The 16,805-nt window shown below is 72.5% G+C and carries 16 protein-coding genes; 5 read left to right on the forward strand and 11 right to left on the reverse strand.

The window, feature by feature from the left end:
* Nucleotides 1-181: 181 nt before the first annotated feature.
* The 9 genes from thpR to K1T35_RS40150 form a co-directional block, all read right to left on the reverse strand.
* The gene (gene thpR, locus K1T35_RS40110; RefSeq protein ID WP_220256905.1) at nucleotides 182-736 is read right to left on the reverse strand and encodes an RNA 2',3'-cyclic phosphodiesterase; all 555 of its coding nucleotides are present in this window, start codon (nucleotides 734-736) and stop codon (nucleotides 182-184) included.
* Nucleotides 733-1,650 (reverse strand): ribonuclease Z, encoded by a 918-nt coding sequence (locus K1T35_RS40115; RefSeq protein WP_220256906.1) that lies wholly within the window; start codon nucleotides 1,648-1,650, stop codon nucleotides 733-735. Before K1T35_RS40115 ends, thpR begins: the two co-directional genes overlap by 4 nt.
* Nucleotides 1,651-1,662: 12 nt before the next feature.
* The gene (serA, locus tag K1T35_RS40120) at nucleotides 1,663-3,282 is read right to left on the reverse strand and encodes a phosphoglycerate dehydrogenase (RefSeq protein ID WP_255621238.1); all 1,620 of its coding nucleotides are present in this window, start codon (nucleotides 3,280-3,282) and stop codon (nucleotides 1,663-1,665) included.
* A gap of 141 nt (nucleotides 3,283-3,423) precedes the next feature.
* Nucleotides 3,424-4,416 (reverse strand): LLM class flavin-dependent oxidoreductase, encoded by a 993-nt coding sequence (locus K1T35_RS40125; RefSeq protein ID WP_220263151.1) that lies wholly within the window; start codon nucleotides 4,414-4,416, stop codon nucleotides 3,424-3,426.
* Between the two features lie 83 nt (nucleotides 4,417-4,499).
* On the reverse strand, nucleotides 4,500-5,183 hold the full coding sequence (locus tag K1T35_RS40130) for a hypothetical protein (RefSeq protein WP_220256907.1): 684 nt from the start codon (nucleotides 5,181-5,183) through the stop codon (nucleotides 4,500-4,502).
* A gap of 52 nt (nucleotides 5,184-5,235) precedes the next feature.
* On the reverse strand, nucleotides 5,236-6,423 hold the full coding sequence (locus K1T35_RS40135; protein ID WP_220256908.1) for an aminotransferase class V-fold PLP-dependent enzyme: 1,188 nt from the start codon (nucleotides 6,421-6,423) through the stop codon (nucleotides 5,236-5,238).
* Nucleotides 6,424-6,486: 63 nt separating this feature from the next.
* Nucleotides 6,487-7,491: a ketol-acid reductoisomerase gene (gene ilvC / locus K1T35_RS40140; RefSeq protein WP_220256909.1), complete on the reverse strand. Its 1,005-nt coding sequence runs from the start codon at nucleotides 7,489-7,491 to the stop codon at nucleotides 6,487-6,489.
* Between the two features lie 25 nt (nucleotides 7,492-7,516).
* Nucleotides 7,517-8,023, reverse strand: coding sequence for an acetolactate synthase small subunit (gene ilvN / locus K1T35_RS40145; protein ID WP_220263152.1), 507 nt, complete (start codon nucleotides 8,021-8,023; stop codon nucleotides 7,517-7,519).
* A complete protein-coding gene (locus tag K1T35_RS40150) occupies nucleotides 8,023-9,951 on the reverse strand; it encodes an acetolactate synthase large subunit (RefSeq protein WP_370645223.1) in 1,929 nt (642 codons plus the stop codon). Before K1T35_RS40150 ends, ilvN begins: the two co-directional genes overlap by 1 nt.
* 268 nt (nucleotides 9,952-10,219) lie before the next feature.
* On the opposite strand from K1T35_RS40150, the gene K1T35_RS40155 reads away from it, so the two are divergent.
* From K1T35_RS40155 to K1T35_RS40170, 4 genes are all read left to right on the forward strand, one after another.
* A complete protein-coding gene (locus tag K1T35_RS40155; RefSeq protein ID WP_220256911.1) occupies nucleotides 10,220-10,831 on the forward strand; it encodes a CDP-alcohol phosphatidyltransferase family protein in 612 nt (203 codons plus the stop codon).
* 56 nt (nucleotides 10,832-10,887) lie between these two features.
* The gene (locus K1T35_RS40160) at nucleotides 10,888-11,712 is read left to right on the forward strand and encodes a phosphatidate cytidylyltransferase (protein WP_220256912.1); all 825 of its coding nucleotides are present in this window, start codon (nucleotides 10,888-10,890) and stop codon (nucleotides 11,710-11,712) included.
* Nucleotides 11,709-12,863: a lysophospholipid acyltransferase family protein gene (locus K1T35_RS40165; RefSeq protein WP_220256913.1), complete on the forward strand. Its 1,155-nt coding sequence runs from the start codon at nucleotides 11,709-11,711 to the stop codon at nucleotides 12,861-12,863. The genes K1T35_RS40160 and K1T35_RS40165 overlap by 4 nt, the downstream gene beginning before the upstream one ends.
* An 89-nt stretch (nucleotides 12,864-12,952) precedes the next feature.
* Nucleotides 12,953-13,366 carry a PH domain-containing protein gene (locus K1T35_RS40170; RefSeq protein WP_220256914.1) on the forward strand — a complete coding sequence of 138 codons (414 nt, stop codon included), beginning with the start codon at nucleotides 12,953-12,955 and terminating at the stop codon, nucleotides 13,364-13,366.
* A 16-nt stretch (nucleotides 13,367-13,382) separates the two neighbouring features.
* On the opposite strand, the gene K1T35_RS40175 is transcribed toward K1T35_RS40170, so the two are convergent.
* Both K1T35_RS40175 and K1T35_RS40180 read right to left on the reverse strand, forming a co-directional pair.
* Nucleotides 13,383-14,141, reverse strand: a complete 759-nt coding sequence (locus K1T35_RS40175) for a maleylpyruvate isomerase family mycothiol-dependent enzyme (protein WP_220256915.1) — start codon at nucleotides 14,139-14,141, stop codon at nucleotides 13,383-13,385.
* Nucleotides 14,138-14,758 carry a TetR/AcrR family transcriptional regulator gene (locus tag K1T35_RS40180; RefSeq protein ID WP_220256916.1) on the reverse strand — a complete coding sequence of 207 codons (621 nt, stop codon included), beginning with the start codon at nucleotides 14,756-14,758 and terminating at the stop codon, nucleotides 14,138-14,140. Before K1T35_RS40180 ends, K1T35_RS40175 begins: the two co-directional genes overlap by 4 nt.
* A gap of 191 nt (nucleotides 14,759-14,949) precedes the next feature.
* Here K1T35_RS40180 and ilvD point away from each other — a divergent pair, with 191 nt between their 5' ends.
* Entirely contained in the window at nucleotides 14,950-16,791 is a 1,842-nt protein-coding gene (gene ilvD, locus K1T35_RS40185) for a dihydroxy-acid dehydratase (RefSeq protein ID WP_220256917.1), read from the forward strand.
* Nucleotides 16,792-16,805: the final 14 nt, after the last annotated feature.

Genomic DNA, 16,805 nt, shown 5'->3' on the forward strand with positions numbered 1-16,805 from the left:
GGATCTGGTGCGAAAGCGGATCACCGCGCCGTTCTCCGGCGCGGGACACGCCCCCGAGCGGGCCATTCTGCCCCTCCGCCCGACCGCCTCGAACGGCGCCCCCGCTCTCGGCCAGCACCCGTACGGCGGATGCTCATCCCTCCGAACGCGCGCACACAGCTACGCCGGGAACGGTTAGTGATCAACTTCCGGTGAGTGGCCACGACGCCAGCAGCTCGTACCGGGAGGTGCGGCCGGGTCCGCCACCGAGGTGGCTGCGCACGAGGTGCAGCTCGGCCGCGGTCCACGTGCGCCCCGCGAACCCGGCCAGCGCGGCGACGACCGGCCTCAGGTCGGCCCCGTTCCGACCACGGGCCAGTGTGAGGTGGGGCCGGTAGGGCCGGTCCTCGACGTCGACCCCTGCCCGCCGGGCCGCCGCCCGCACGGACGCCGCGAGCCCGCCCAGCGCCCCCACGTCACCTGCCACGCGGGTCCAGAGCACGCGATCACCGAACCGGCCTGCGCCGTGCAGCGCGAGCCGCATCGGCGGGTGCCGGGCGGCGGCGCGGCCCAGCCGCGCCGAAAGGTCCATGCGTGTCTCGTCATCGACCCCACCGAGGAACGCCAGCGTGAGATGCCACTGGGCGGGCAGGCTCCAGCGCAGCTCCGGGTGCGCGGAGCGCATCGCCGCTGTGGCCGAGCGCAGCTCGTCCAGTACCTCGGGCGGCGGCGTCACCGCCACGAACAGCCGCATCATCCACGCCGGGGTGGCAACGGCACGCGGGCCAGGTCCGCGGCCACCACGATCTCGCCGCCGAACACCTCGGACGCCTCGGCCGCGAACCGGGCGGGGTCGGCGTAGCGCTGGGAGAAGTGGGTCAGCACCAGCTTCCGCACCCCGCAGTCGGCGGCGACCGTCGCGGCCTGCCGGGCCGTCAGGTGCCCATACGTCCGCGCGAGCGACTCGTCCTCGGTGAGGAACGTCGACTCGATGACGAGCATGTCGGCGCCGTCCGCCAGCGCGTACACCCCGTCGCAGAGGCGGGTGTCCATGACGAAGGCGAACCGCTGTCCGCGCCGCGGAACACTGACGTCCGCCAACCGCACCGTGCGGCCCGACACCACGATCGCGCCCTCGCGCTGCAGCCTGCCCACGTCGGGACCGGATATCCCGCGCTCGGCGAGCCGCCCGGGCAGCATGCGTAGCCCGTCCGGCTCGGTGAAGCGGTAGCCGAACGCCTCAACCGGATGGTCCAGCCGAAGCGCCTCGAGCACGCCGGACGGGCCCGACGCGAGCACGCCGTCCCGCTCGACCGGCTCCTCTTGAACGTCCGCGACCTCGTGGAACGAGCTGGCGTACCGCAGCGCCGCGAAGAACTCCCGACCGGACGCCGGGTAGTGCGCGATCACCGGGTGCGCGACGCCGTCCAGCGAGAGCCGCTGGACGATGCCGGGAACGCCCAAGCAGTGATCACCGTGGAAGTGGGTGAGGCAGATCCGGGTGATCGCGCTGCTGGGCACGCCGGCCAGCAGCATCTGCCGCTGCGTGCCCTCCCCCGGGTCGAAGAGGAACCCCTCCCCGTCCCAGCGGAGCAGGTAGCCGTTGTGGTTGCGGGTGCGGGTCGGGGCCTGGCTGGCGGTGCCCAGCACGACGAGCTCCCGACCCGACATCCCGCGGACCGATCAGTCGAACGAGATCAGCCGCGTGGTCCTGGCCCCGACCGACGCGCCGATCGGCTCCAGCACGCCCGGGTCGACCGGCCGGTCGACGCGCAGCAGCATGATCGCGTCGGTGCCGTCGGTGGTCTGGCTGATCTGCGCGGCCTCGATGTTGACGGCCGCCTCGCCGAGCAGGGAGCCGACCCGCCCCATCACGCCAGGACGGTCGGCGTACTCCAGCAGCAGCACCTCGCCCTCGGCGCGCAGGTCGAAGTGCCGGCCGTTGACCTCGACCAGCTTCTCCACCTGCGCCCTGCCGGTGAGCGTGCCGGACACGGTGATGGACTCGCCGTCGGGCATCGCCGCGCGCAGCTGCACCACGCTGCGGTGGTTCTCGCTCTCCGGCGCCGTGGTCAGCTCGACGTCGACCCCGCGCTCGGCGGCCAGCGCCGGCGTGTTGACGAAGGTGACCTGGTCCTCGACGACGTTGGTGAACACGCCGCGCAGGGCCGCGAGCTGCAGCACCGAGACGTCCTCTGACGCGAGCTCACCGGCGACGTCGACCGTGACGGTGCTGGGCACCCGCCCTGCGAGGGCGTAGAGCACGGCGCCGAGCTTCTGCACGAGCGGCAGCCACGGCCGCACCTCCTCGCCGACCACGCCGCCGACCTGCACGTTCACCGCGTCCGGCACGAACTCGCCCGCAAGCGCCAGCTGCACGGACTTCGCGACATCGGTGCCGGCCCGGTCCTGCGCCTCGTCGGTGGACGCGCCGAGGTGCGGGGTGACGACCACCTGCGGCAGCTCGAACAGCGGGCTGGAAGTGGTGGGCTCGGTGAGGTAGACGTCGATCCCGGCGCCGCCGACGTGCCCGCTGCGCACGGCCTCGGCAAGCGCGTCCTCGTCGACGAGGCCGCCGCGGGCGGCGTTGACGATCAGCACGCCCTTCTTGGTGAGCGCGAGCTGGTCCTTGCCGATGAGGCCGAGGGTCTCCGCGGTCTTCGGCAGGTGGATCGAGATCGCGTCGGCGCGGCGCAACAGCTCATCGAGGTCGGTGAGCTCGATGCCCAGCTGGGCGGCGCGGGCCGGCGCGACGTAGGGGTCGTAGGCGATCAGCTCGACGCCGAACGCGGCGAGCCGCTGGGCCACCAGCTGCCCGATCTTGCCGAGGCCGACGATGCCGACCGTCTTGCCGTTGAGCTCGACGCCGGTGAACGAGCTGCGCTTCCACTGGCCCTGCCGCAGGCTCGCGTCGGCGGCGGCGATGTGCCGCGCGGTGGCGAGCAGCAGCGCGACCGCGTGCTCGGCCGCTGAGACGATGTTCGACGTCGGCGCGTTGACGACCATGACGCCGCGGGCCGTGGCGGCAGGCACGTCGACGTTGTCCAGCCCGACACCGGCGCGGGCCACGACCTTCAGCCGCGTGGACGCGGCGAGCACCTCGGCGTCGACCTTCGTGGCCGAGCGGACGAGCAGGGCGTCGGCGTCGGTGATCGCGGCCAGCAGCGCGGGGCGGTCGGTGCCGTCCACGTGGCGGATCTCGACGTCGTCACCGAGAAGGGCGACCGCGGACGGCGCGAGCTTCTCGGCGAGCAGGACGACAGGGCGGGTGGCTGCCTGCCCTCTAATCTGGACGGTGCTCACGACGGATGCAGGGCTCCTGGATCGGGGTCAGGTGTGCGACCCCCGATCGTAGATGCGCAGATCGGGCCCGGTACCCGCGGCGTGGGCGGTTCGACATGCGAAGGGGACGAACCGCCCGGCCTAGCGTTCCGAACCGGAACGCTAGACGACCGCGGGACGCACCTGCTCCACGAGCAGCTCGACGGAGCGCATCCACGCCGACCTGTCGACCACCGGGAACGTCACGATCAGCTCGTCGGCGTCGGCGCGGCGGGCGAAGTCCTCCAGGTACTTCACCACGACGTCCGGGGTGCCCGCCGCGGTGTAGCGCGTCATCGACCGGATCTGCTGCCCGGCAGGCGCCTCGAGCAAGATCTCGGCCTCCTCGTCGGTGAGGTCGTGGCCGCCGCGCGACAGGAACCGCTTCACGCGGTCGCGCTGCACCGCGTGCAGCGCCTTCGCGGCCTCGTCGGCGGAGTCGGCGGCAACAACGTTCACGGCGGCCAGCACGCGCGGCTGTCCGAGCTGGGCGGACGGCCGGAACTCCTTGCGGTAGAGCGCGACGGCCTGCTCGAGGGCGTCGGGCGCGAAGTGCGAGGCGAAGCCGTACGGCAGCCCGAGCGCCGCGGCCACCCGGGCGCCGTACAGCGAGGAGCCGAGGATCGTGATCGGCACGTTGGTGCCCCGGCCCGGGTAGGCGTGCACGCCCGGCACGAGGCTCTCGTCGGAGAGGAACGCCTGCAGCTCCTGGACGTCCTGTGGGAAGCGGTCGGCCGCGGTGTGGTCCCGGCGCAGGGCGGCGACCGTGGTCTGGTCGGTACCGGGCGCCCGGCCCAGCCCGAGCTCGATGCGCCCGGGATGCAGGGTGGCGAGGGTGCCGAACTGCTCGGCGATCACCAGCGGCGAGTGGTTGGGCAGCATGACGCCGCCGGAGCCGAGCGCGATCCGCTCGGTGTTCGCCGCCACGTGCGCGATGAGCACGCTCGTGGCCGACGAGGCAACCGCCCGCATGTTGTGGTGCTCCGCGTACCAGATCCGCCGGAACCCCCACTCCTCAGCGCGCTGCGCGAGCCCGACGCTCGCCTCGAGGCCTTCGCGGACCGTCTCGCCGTCCCCGACGGTGGCGAGGTCGAGGATCGAGAGCGGAAGTGGCAGGGACACGGCGGTGACCTTTCGTCGCGGGACACCTTGGTCAACCGCCCGGCCCCGGCCCGTCTTCCCGCGAAGGGGGCAAGGGGCTACTCGCCCTCCTCGACATGCCGGAGGATGTGCTCGACGAAGTCCTCGATCGGCTGGGCGGGCCCGGCGTCGGGAGGCCGGATGTGCGCCGGCTCGCCGAAGTCGGAGAGGACGACGGTGATGCGCGAGCCGACGTCGACCGATCCGAAGAGCCCGTTCACGCTGGCCGGGAGCTCGAGCCGGCATTCGACGATGCGGCCGGAGGCATCGGTGCGGACCCGGCCGGTCGCGACCGCGTCGAGATGACCTGCCTGGTGGAAGGACGTCCGGAGCTCGTCGCGCAGCGGCGCCGGACACGTCTCGAGCGCACGCGCGGCGCTCATCGTCACACCGTGGTCGCCGCCGTCGCCCGTCCGCACGTCCACCACCCCGTAGAGCCAGCCGAGCACGGACAGCAGGCCGGCCGATGCCCAGCTGCCCATGTCCAGGACGTGCCACTCGTCGCCGGTATCCCGGCTGTAGACGATCCCGCCGTCCGTGATCTGGAAGACGTCAGGGACGTCCGCCGGTAGTTCCGTCACCGTGTGGCAGGCCTCGCGCCGGTGGGCGAAATCGCAGACCCCCTGGCTGCGTTCCCGCATCATCCCGGCGGGCTCGGACTCCATCCGCATCTCGAAGTGGACGGTGCCGGCGTCGACCGTCACCCCCACCGCCGCCCGGATCTTCGCGTCGTCCGCCTCCACCGGTCCCCCCGTTCCCGCAGTGCGCCCGGATGCATCCTCGTCGTCCACTCGGTCAGCGGGGAAGGCCGGCGATCACCTCGGTCCCGCGGTCCAGCTCCGCCTCCGTGTTGTAGTAGTGCGGGGACAGCCGCACGAGCGGGTGCACGTCGCGCACCTCCGTGTCGAACTGGGTGTGCTCGGGATCGGTCGAGGTCACGTTGACCCCGGCGCGGGCGAGCTCGGCGACGACATCGTCGGTGGGCATACCGTCGACCTTCGCCGTCACGATCGCGCACCGGTTGCGGCCCAGGTCGTGGGTGGACACGCCGGGCAGCGCGTCGAGCCGCTCCCGCAGCTGCGCGCCCAGCGCGAGGGTGCGCCCGGCGATGGCGTCCAGGCCCAGGTCCAGTGCCTGCCGGACCGCGGCGCCGAGCCCGAGCAGGTTGACGTAGCTGTTCTCCCACGACTCGAAGCGCCGGGCGCCGTCGACCCACGTGAAGCCGCGCCCGCCGTCCCACGTGGCGGAACGGATCTCGGCGACGTACGGGTCGAGCCGCTCCAGTGCTGTCGAGCGCACCCAGAGGAACCCGGTGCCGCGCGGGCCACGCAGGAACTTGCGCCCGGTGGCGGACAGCAGGTCGCAGCCGATCTCCTCCACGTCGACCGGGAGCTGCCCGACAGACTGGGTGGCGTCGAGGAGGTACAGCACCCCGGCCTCGCGGGCGATCCGGCCGATCTCGGCGGCCGGGTTGACCAGCCCGCCGCTCGTCGGGACGTGGCTGACCCCGATCAGCCGGGTGCGCTCGTCGACGAGGTCGGCCAGCGCCGCGGTGTCGAGCTGCCCGCTCTCGTCGTTCGGGACGACGACGACCTCGGCGCCGGTGCGCTTCGCGACCTGGAGGTACGCCAGCACGTTGCTGCCGTACTCGGCGCGGCCGGTGAGGATCCGGTCGCCGGGACCGAGGGGCACCGAGTAGAACGCGGCGTTCCAGGCGTGGGTGGCGTTGTCGAAGAAGGCGATCTCGTCGGGGGCGCCTCCGACCAGCTCGGCCACCGCGGTGTACACGGCCGCGATGTCGTCCTGGGCGGCGTCCGCTGCCTCGTACCCGCCGATCTCGGCCTCGCGGCGGAGGTACCCGGTCATCACGTCGAGGGTCGGTTGCGCCAGCAGTCCCGTGCCCGCGTTGTTGAGGTGGACGCGGTTCGCGCATCCGGGGGTGAGGGCACGAAGGGCGTCGACGTCCACGGCCCGATCATGCACGAACGGCACCCTCGCCCGACATGGTCGGAACGAGAGTGCCGTTGGTGCGATTCAGCCGCAGGCTCAGGTGGCCTTCTGGCCCACCCAGCTCATCAGGCCGCGCAGTTTCTCCCCGACCTGCTCGATCGGGTGGTTCTGCCCCTCCTTCTGGAGGCGGGTGAAGTTCGGGCGGCCGGCGTCGTCCTCGGCCACCCACTCGCGGGCGAACGTGCCGTCCTGGATCTCCCCCAGGATCTTGCGCATCTCCTGCTTCACCGCGGGCGTGATCACGCGCGGGCCGCGGGTGAGGTCGCCGTACTCGGCGGTGTCGGAGATGGAGAAGCGCTCGTTGGCGATGCCGCCCTCGTACATGAGGTCGACGATCAGCTTGAGCTCGTGGAGGCACTCGAAGTAGGCCACCTCGGGCGCGTAGCCGGCCTCGGTGAGCACCTCGAACCCGGTCTGCACCAGCGCGGCCGCGCCGCCGCAGAGCACCGCCTGCTCACCGAACAGGTCGGTCTCGGTCTCCTCCTTGAACGTCGTCTCGATGACGCCCGCGCGGGCGCCACCGATCGCCGCGGCGTAGGAGAGCGCGAGCGCCTTGCCGTTTCCGGATGCGTCCTGCTCGACCGCGATCAGGCAGGGCACGCCCTTGCCGTCGACGAACTGGCGGCGCACGAGGTGGCCGGGGCCCTTCGGGGCGACCATCGCGACGTCGACGTTCGACGGCGGCTTGATCAGCTCGTAGCGGATGTTGAAGCCGTGGCCGAAGAAGATCGCGTCGCCGTCCTTCAGGTTCGGCGCGATGTCCTCGGCGTAGATGTGGCGCTGCTTCGTGTCCGGCGCCAGGATCATGATCAGATCCGCCCAGGCGGAGACCTCGGCGGGCGTGCCCACCTGCAGTCCCTCGTCCTGCGCCTTCTGCCGTGACCTCGAACCCTCGGGCAGGCCGATCCGGACGTCGACGCCGGAGTCGCGCAGCGACAGCGAGTGCGCGTGGCCCTGGCTGCCGTAGCCGATCACCGCGACCTTGCGGCCCTGGATGATCGACAGATCGGCGTCGTCGTCGTAATAGATGTTCACGCTCATGACGGGTGTGGTTCGTCCTCTCCAGTTAGCGAACAGCTGCTGCGGTGATGGAGCGGGGACCGCGGCCGACGGCCACCATCCCGGACTGCACCATCTCCCGGATCCCGAAGGGCTCGAGGTTCTTGAGCAGTGCGCTGAGCTTCTCAGCGGTGCCGGTGGCCTCGATGGTGAGGGCCTCCGGCGTCACGTCGACGGCCTTGGCGCGGAACAGGTCGACGATCTCGAGCACCTGGCTGCGCACGCCCGGGTCGGCGCGCACCTTCACCAGGAGCAGCTCGCGCTGCACCGAGGCCGCCGGCTCGAGCTCGACGATCTTGATGACGTGGATGAGCTTGTTGAGCTGCTTGGTGACCTGCTCGAGCGGGAAGTCGTCGACGGCGACGACGATCGTCATCCGCGAGACCTCGGGGTGCTCCGTGGGCCCGACGGCGAGCGACTCGATGTTGAACCCGCGGCGCGAGAACAGGCCGGACACGCGGGCGAGCACGCCCGGCTTGTCCTCGACCAGCACCGACAGGGTGTGCCTCTGGATCATGCTTCCCTCGTCATCTGCGTGCTGGCCACCGCGTCGTCGGCCACGAGCTCGTCCGAGTCGAACAGCGGCCGGATGTCGCGGGCCGCCATGATCTGGTCGTTACCGGTACCGGCCGCGACCATCGGCCACACCTGGGCGTCGGCGCCGACCACGAAGTCGATCACGACCGGACGGTCGTTGATCTCCATCGCCCGGTGGATCACCTTGTCGACCTCGTCCTTGGACTCGGCGCGCAGCCCCACACACCCCATGGCTTCTGCCAGCAGCTTGAAGTCGGGGATCCGGTGCTTGTGGGTGCCGAGGTCGGTGTTGGAGTACCGCTCCTCGTAGAAGAGGTTCTGCCACTGCCGGACCATGCCGAGGTTGCCGTTGTTGATGATGGCGACCTTGATCGGGATGTTCTCGATGGCGCAGGTGGCGAGCTCCTGGTTCGTCATCTGGAAACAGCCGTCGCCGTCGATGCACCAGACCACCGCGTCCGGCAGGGCCATCTTGGCGCCCATCGCGGCCGGCACGGCGTAGCCCATCGTGCCGAGGCCTCCCGAGTTCAGCCAGGAGCGCGGCTTCTCGTACTTGATGAACTGCGCGGCCCACATCTGGTGCTGGCCGACGCCCGCGGTGTACACCGCGTCCGGCCCGGCGATCTCCCCGATCCGCTCGATGACGTACTGCGGGGACAGCGAGCCGTCGGCAGGCCAGTCGTACCCGAGCGGATAAGTCGTGCGGAGCTCGTCCAGCTGGGCCCACCACTGCCCGAGGTCGGCCGCGCCGGAGGCGCGCTCCGCCCGGACGGCGTCGATCAGCTCGGTGAGCACCTCCTTGCAGTCGCCCACGATCGGGACGTCCGCGCGGCGGTTCTTCGAGATCTCGGCCGGGTCGATGTCGGCGTGCACGACCGTGGCGTTCGTCGCGAACGTCGACAGCTGGCCGGTGACCCGGTCGTCGAACCGGGCGCCGAGCGTGACCAGCAGGTCGGCCTTCTGCATCGCGGCCACGGCGGCCACCGTGCCGTGCATGCCCGGCATCCCGACGTGCTGAGGGTGGCTGTCCGGGAAGGCCCCGCGCGCCATCAGGGTCGTGACGACCGGGATGCCGGTGAATTCGGCCAGCTCGAGCAGCTCCGCCGTGGCCTCTGCCTTGAGCACGCCACCGCCGACGTAGAGCACGGGCTGCTTCGCCGAGCACATCAGCTTCGCGGCCTCGCGGATCTGCTTGCCGTGCGGCCGGGTCGTCGGCCGATATCCGGGCAGCTTCATCTCCGGCGGCCAGGAGAACGTGGTCTTCTCCTGCAGCACGTCCTTCGGGATGTCCACCAGGACAGGGCCGGGTCGGCCCGTCGAAGCGAGGTGGAACGCCTCCATGATCGCCCGCGGGATCTCCGCCGGGTCGGTCACGAGCATGTTGTGCTTGGTGACCGGCATGGTGATGCCGGTGATGTCGGCTTCCTGGAACGCGTCGGTGCCGATCAGCGGCCGGCTCTGCTGGCCGGTGATCGCGACCATCGGGACGGAGTCCATGTGCGCGTCGGCGATCGGTGTGACCAGGTTCGTCGCGCCGGGGCCCGACGTCGCCATGCAGACCCCGACCTTGCCGGTGGCCTGCGCGTAGCCGGTGGCGGCATGGCCCGCCCCCTGCTCGTGGCGCACCAGAACGTGCCGCACCTTTGTGGAGTCGAGCAGCGGGTCGTAGGCCGGGAGGATCGTGCCGCCGGGGATGCCGAAGACTACTTCGCAGCCCACCTCCTCGAGCGAGCGCACGAGCGACTGGGCGCCCGTCATCGGCACCTCCTCGATGCGCCGTACCGGCTGGCCCGTGGTCGCGGGCTGGCCATGGCGGCCAGGAGGCGGCCCCGGTTTCGGGGCCTGCGGCCCGGGGACCGGGCCGGATCGGGGCGTTGCGGTGGTCATCTGCTGATCGCTCCGCATGGGTTTCGGGATCCGGACAGAAAAAAACCCCCGACCGTCTGGCTGACGGAACGAGGGTGGCGCGTCGACGACCGAGGGCTCGCTCAGGCGTGGACGCGCCTGCGAAGTACGAGCACTCGGATGGCGGACATGGCAGCGACGCTAGTGGCCGGGTGCGCCGCGCGTCAATTCCGTGGGAAGTCCGTACCAGATCGTGGGACGGGCGGTCTTGGCGTTTCACGTAGTTCTGCGGAGGCGTCGAACGCCCGCGCGGCGCGACGCTGCCTTGATGAGCTCAGGCCTGTACGCCCTCAAGCCCTGGTACGCCGACCGACTCGCAGGCGCCCGCCGCGCCCTCGCGGCCCGCGGCGTGACGCCGAGCACCGTCACCGCCGCCGGGGTCGGCTTCGGAGCGCTGGCCGGGCTCGTACTGGCGACGGTGCGCAGCCCGCTCGCGGCGACGGTGCTGGTCGCCGCGCTGCTCGCGCTGCGGCTGGCGGCGGCGAACCTCGACGGCGCGCTCGCCCGCGAGACCGGCACGGGCACCCGGTGGGGCGCGGTCGTCAACGAGCTGGGCGATCGCGGGGCCGAACTGGCCGCGCTCGCCGGGTGCTTCGCCCTCGCCCCGCCGTGGCTCGTGCTGCTGGCGATGCTCACCGCGAGCGCGCCGTCATGGGTGGCCCTCTCCGGCGCCGCCGCCGGAGCGGCGCGGATCAACGGCGGGCCGGTGGGCAAGACGGAGCGCTGCCTGCTGCTGATCGTGCTCGCCGCGGTGCCTGCGCACGCCGACGTGCTGCTGGTCGTGCTCGCCGCGGGCTCGGCGCTGACGGCCGCGGTCCGCCTCCGGGCGCTGCACCGGGCGCTCGCGCCAGCCAGGTTCAGGACCGGTAGGACTACGTAGCTCGATCCGGTGGTCGCACGGATGGATCGGACCGTGAGCCGCGACACCCTCGACCCATGGATCCGGTGACCCTCACCCTCGGCGCACTCGGCATCGGTGGAGCCGCCGTCGGCGGCGCCCGCAACGCCGAGCTCACCGCACGCTGGCGTACCTGGCTGATCGCGGCCCCGCTCGTGCTCGGCCCGCTGCTCGTCGGTGGGCGCGCCGGTGGGGCCGTGCTCGCGGCGGGGCTCGCGGCCGTCGCGGCCGTCGAGTTCGCGCGGCTGGCGTGCCTCCCCCGCACCGACACGGTGGCGCTGGTGCTGCGGGTCGTCGCCGTGCCGGGCGTGGCGCTCCTGCGCCCCGACCTGCTCGGGCTGCTGCTCCCCGTGCTCGCGGTCGGTGCGGCTCTGCCCGCGCTGCTCACCGGGGACACCGAGGCGGGAGGGCGGCGCGCGGCGTACGGCGCGTTCGGCACGGTGTGGATCGGCGGCGGCCTCGCCGGGCTCGCCGTGCTCGATCCGGCGGTCGCCGTCGCGGTCTGCCTCGCCGTCGCCGTCGCGGATGTCGGGGCGTGGTGCGGTGGCAAGCTGCTGGGCAGGCGCGGCCCGGGCGCCCGGCCGCTCTCACCGCTCTCGCCCGCGAAGACGTGGGGCGGCGTCGCAGGGGCCGCGCTCGGCGCGGGCGGCGTGCTGCTGGCGCTGGGCATGCCGTCGGCCGGGTTGCTCCTCGCGGTCGTCGTGGGAGGTGTGCTGGGCGACCTGCTGGAGTCGATGCTGAAGCGGGAGGCGGGCCGCAAGGACGCCGCGACGTGGCTGCCCGGATTCGGCGGCCTGCTCGACCGGATCGACTCGCTGCTGGTGGCGCTGCCGCTCGCCGTGCTGGTCACGGGGTTGGCATGACCGCCCGGCCGGCCGCCGCGGCGCGGCACTGGTTGTGGCGGCTCGTCCTGACGCTGACGGGTGGGCTCACGGTCGTCGGGGCGCTGCCCCGCGGCGGGTGCGTCGTGGTCGCGAACCACAGCTCGCACGCCGACACCGCGGCGCTGCTCGCCGCGGTCCGCAGCCGGCACGCCCCGCGGGTCGCCGCCGCCGCCGACTATTGGTTCGCCGGTGGCTGGCGTGCCGCCGTGTGCCGGGCACTGGCCGCCGCGTTCCCCGTGCGCCGCACCGGCGGTGGGAGCGCCGACATGGAAGCCGCCGTCGACCTGCTGCGCGCAGGGCGGGCCGTGATCGTCTATCCGGAGGGCACGCGCGGCACCGGCGTCCCGGCCCGCTTCCACGCGGGTGCCTTCCGGCTCGCCGCGGCGGCCGGGGTTCCGGTGGTGCCGGTCGGCATCGCGGGCACGGCCGACCTGCTGCCCAAGCACGGCAGGCTGCACCGCGCCCGCGTGACGGTCCGCATCGGCACCCCGGTGCCACCGGACCCGGAGGTAGCCCGCGCGGAGGTGGCCCGCCTCGCAGGCCCCTCCCGACGAACGGGCCGTTCATCGGAAGAGACGCGGCGGCGCGTCGGCCGGGTCGCCCTGTCCGGCACGGGCCTCGTGATCGTGGCGGCGTGGAGCTTCGCCGAGGCGATCGTGTGGCCGCTCCTGCCGGAGCTCGTGCTGTTCGCACTGGTGCCGGCCGCGCCGCGGGCCGGCGTCCGGCTGGTTCCGGCAGCGGTGCTGGCCAGCATGGCCGGCGGGCTCTGCACGCTCGCCCTCGGGATGGCGGGCGCGGCCCCCGCGGCCCCACTCGTCACGGAGCGGATGCGGGTCATGGTGGCGGAGCAGACCGCGGACGAGGGCGCGCAGGCGGTGCGCCACCAGCCGCTCTCCGGCATCCCGTTCAAGGTCTACGCGGCCGAGGCAGGGCGGGCGGGGGTCGACCCGCTGCCGTTCCTCGGCGCGGCGATCGGCCACCGCGGGGTGCGCATCGCCTCGGTCGGCGCGGCGTGCACCCTGCTGGGCGTCGCGCTGCGGCGGTGGCCTGAGCGGTACCTCCAGGTCCTCGGCACCGGCTGTGGGCTCTTCGCGATCGGGCTCACGCTGGTGGTCGCGGCCTGGATGTGAGCAATCGAGCGAGCGGCAGCGAGCCGATCATCAGCACGGTGCGACGATGGTGGCGTGAGCGAGCTGACCAATCGACACCGCAGCATGGCGTGAGCGCCCCACCAGAGCCCCCACCGCGCGCCGTCTTCCGCGTCTCCCCGCTCGTCGTGCTGGTGGCGCTGACGTTGGCCGTCTGCGTCACCCCCGTGGCGTGGGCCGCGCCGTACCTGTGGCTCATCTACCTGATCCCGATCGGGATCATCGTGTGGACGCTGCGCGTGCGCACCACGGCCGACCCTGAGATGGTCACCGTCCGCAAGATCGTCGGCGGGCGCCGGGTGCCGTGGGGCGAGATCGCGAAGGTGCGTCTCGGCCGCGCCCGCAACCCCGCTTCGGCCCGCGTCAGCGCCGTGCTGGCCGACGGCTCCGAGCTCGCGCTGCCCGCCGTGCACGTGCGCGACCTGCCCCGCCTCGCCGCGGTGAGCGGCGGCCGCCTTCCCGATCCGGCGGCGACCGCCGAGTAGGCAGGCCCCGTTCCTGTCAGAAGGGCACCTCCACGCCGAGCAGGCCATCGCCGTGGCCACGGCCCGACAGCACCCGGCAGAACTCCACCGCGTCCAGCTCCAGCTCGGGGCCGTCACCGCGGCTCCACCGTCCGCCTGCCGGGCCGGTCAGCACGAGCGTGTGGGGCATGCCGTGCCGGCCGGCCCACTCGGCCACGACGTCGGCGACGATCGCGCCGTCGTGCTCCGGCGTGAGCACCAGATCCCGGCCGGTGGCGCGGGCGGTGTCGACGCGGTGCATCCACGTGTCGCGGGTGAGGATCGTGTCAACGAGAAAGCCGAGCACCCAGTGCTCCTGCTCACCGTTCACGATCTGCACGCCCGGCATCGTCATGGCGAGGACCTCCGCCGGGGTCTCCCGACGGCACTGCGCGGCGAGTGGGCCGACCTCCGCATACCGCTGGATGAGCTCTTCGGGCGTCATGTTGCCGCGCTCCTCGACCTGCAACCCGGTGAGCGCATCGATGAACACCCCGCCCCGCCGATGGGCCACCTCGTTCTGACGCGCGCCTTCCTCCGGCGACGCCGCTAGCTCGGCCATGCCGAGGCAGTGCGCCGCCATCTGGCGCACGTCCCACGCCGGGCAGTCGGTCGGCAGCGTCCAGTCCTCCGGCGAGAGGCTGCGCAGCATGTCGAGGAACCGTCCGTACTCGGTGGCGGCCAGTCGAATCGCCACCTCGCGGTCGAGGGCCGAACGGCGGGGCTCGGCCTTGCTGCGCGTGTCGGTCTTGGTCATCGGGACTCCTCGGTGTCGTCGGTACGAGGGATGCCGAGCTCGTCGGCGTACATGTCGACGGCCCGGTCGAGCAGGCGGGCCCAGCGGTCGCCGCCGGGGTCGTTCGCCCATTGCTGGTCGACCAGGCCCGCGACGAGCGCCGTGTAGAGGTCGATGTCGGCGTCGTCGGTGATCCCCATGGCCGCCATCCGGGCGCGCAGACCTTCGAGCACGCGCACGGCGGGGGCGTAGCTCTCCGCGCTCGGCGCGAAGTCCGGGATCGTGCGCAGGTTCATCAGCTGGTGGCGGGCGAGGTCCGCGACCGAGAAGTCGAAGTACCGTCGCGCGAACCGCTTCAGCGTCGGCCGCGGATCGCCGGGCGCGTCCGGCTCGGTGCGCTCGACGAGCTCCTCGTACTCCGTCCACGCCTGGCCGAACATCGCGTCGTAGATCGCGTGCTTCGACGCGAAGTGCGAGTACAGCGACGGCGCCCGCATGCCGACGCGGGCCGCGACCTCGCGCAGGGTCAGCGCCGCGAGCCCGTTCTCCCGTGCGACCGCCCACGCGGCGGAGAGGATCTCCTGGCGCGCCGCCTCACGTCGTTTGCTCTGCCAATCAGCAGTAGCTTCGCCTAACACGATTAGGAATCGTCCTCGGCGCCGGGCCATCCGTCAAGGGCGCGTGCGGCGGGCGCGTAACGTGGTATCGATCCCGCAGCGGGTCCGCCGGACGACGGCCCCGGCCAGGCCCGCGCGGAGCGCAGCGATGCCCGCGGAGCCACCGCTCGCGGCCGAGTGCGCGCAGCTTCGGCCCAGCGAGAGGAAGAACCGTGCCGGCACTCCGGTCCCGAGTCACCACCCACGGCCGCAACGCCGCCGGAGCGCGCTCGCTCTGGCGCGCCACCGGCATGGGCGACGACGACTTCGGCAAGCCGATCGTCGCGATCGCCAACTCGTACACCCAGTTCGTGCCAGGGCACGTGCACCTCAAGGACCTCGGCGACCTCGTCGCGGGCGCCATCCGCGAGGCGGGCGGCGTGCCGCGGGAGTTCAACACGATCGCCGTGGACGACGGGATCGCGATGGGGCACGGCGGGATGCTCTACTCGCTGCCCTCGCGCGAGGTGATCGCCGACGCCGTCGAGTACATGGTCAACGGCCACGCCGCCGACGCGCTCGTCTGCATCTCCAACTGCGACAAGATCACGCCCGGCATGCTCAACGCCGCGATGCGGCTCGACATCCCCACCGTGTTCGTCTCCGGCGGGCCGATGGAGGCGGGCAAGGCCGTCGTCGTCGGCGGGGTCGCGCAGGCCCCCACCGACCTGATCACCGCGATCGCGGCCTCTGCGTCGTCGCATGTGGACGAGGCCGGCCTCACCGAGGTCGAGCGCTCCGCATGCCCGACCTGCGGCTCGTGCTCCGGCATGTTCACCGCGAACTCGATGAACTGCCTCACCGAGGCGCTCGGGCTCGCGCTGCCCGGCAACGGCTCCACGCTGGCCACGCACGCCGCGCGGCGTGAGCTGTTCCTCGAGGCGGGCCGCACCGTGATGGCGATCGCGAAGCGCTGGTACGACGAGGACGACGCCTCCGTGCTGCCGCGCTCGATCGCGAACAAGAAGGCGTTCGAGAACGCGATGGCCCTCGACGTCGCGATGGGCGGCTCCACCAACACGGTGCTGCACATCCTCGCCGCGGCGCAGGAGGGCGAGGTCGAGTTCACCCTCGCCGACATCGACGCGGTGTCGCGCCGGGTGGCGTGCCTGGCGAAGGTCTCGCCGAACTCGAACTACCACATGGAGGACGTGCACCGCGCCGGCGGAATCCCCGCGATCCTCGGCGAGCTGTGGCGGGCCGGGCTGCTGAACGAGGACGTGCACACCGTGCACTCGCCGTCGCTTTCCCAGTGGCTCTCGGAGTGGGACATCCGCTGCGGGTCGGCGTCGGAGCAGGCGGTGGAGCTCTTCCACGCCGCGCCCGGCGGGGTGCGCACCACGGAGGCGTTCTCCACGCAGAACCGCTGGTCGTCGCTGGACACCGACGCGGAGAACGGCTGCATCCGCGACCTCGCCCATGCCTACTCCGCCGACGGCGGCCTCGCCGTGCTGCGCGGCAACATCGCCCCGGACGGCGCCGTGATCAAGACCGCCGGGATCCCGGAGAACATCTGGCGATTCGAGGGCCCGGCCCGGGTCGTCGAGAGCCAGGAGGAGGCCGTGTCGGTCATCCTCACCAAGCAGATCCAGCCCGGCGATGTGCTCGTCGTGCGCTACGAGGGGCCGGCAGGCGGGCCAGGGATGCAGGAGATGCTGCACCCCACCGCCTTCCTCAAGGGCGCGGGCCTCGGCGCGAAGTGCGCCCTGATCACCGACGGCCGCTTCTCCGGCGGTTCCAGCGGTATCTCGGTGGGGCACATCTCCCCCGAGGCCGCCGCGGGCGGCGTCATCGGCCTGATCGAGGACGGCGACACCGTGCTCATCGACGTCCGGGCGCGCGCACTCGAGGTGCTCGTGCCGGACGAGGTGCTGGCCGAGCGCCGCGCCAAGATGGACGCCTCGGAGCGGCCGTGGCGACCCCGCGACCGCGACCGTCAGGTGTCCAAGGCACTGCGGGCCTATGCGGCGCTGGCGACGAGCGCCGACAAGGGCGCCGTCCGCCAGGTTCCGTAGCCGCAGGCCCTATC

The sequence above is a fragment of the Pseudonocardia sp. DSM 110487 genome (genome assembly GCF_019468565.1).
In the GTDB taxonomy this organism is placed as follows: Bacteria; Actinomycetota; Actinomycetes; order Mycobacteriales; family Pseudonocardiaceae; genus Pseudonocardia.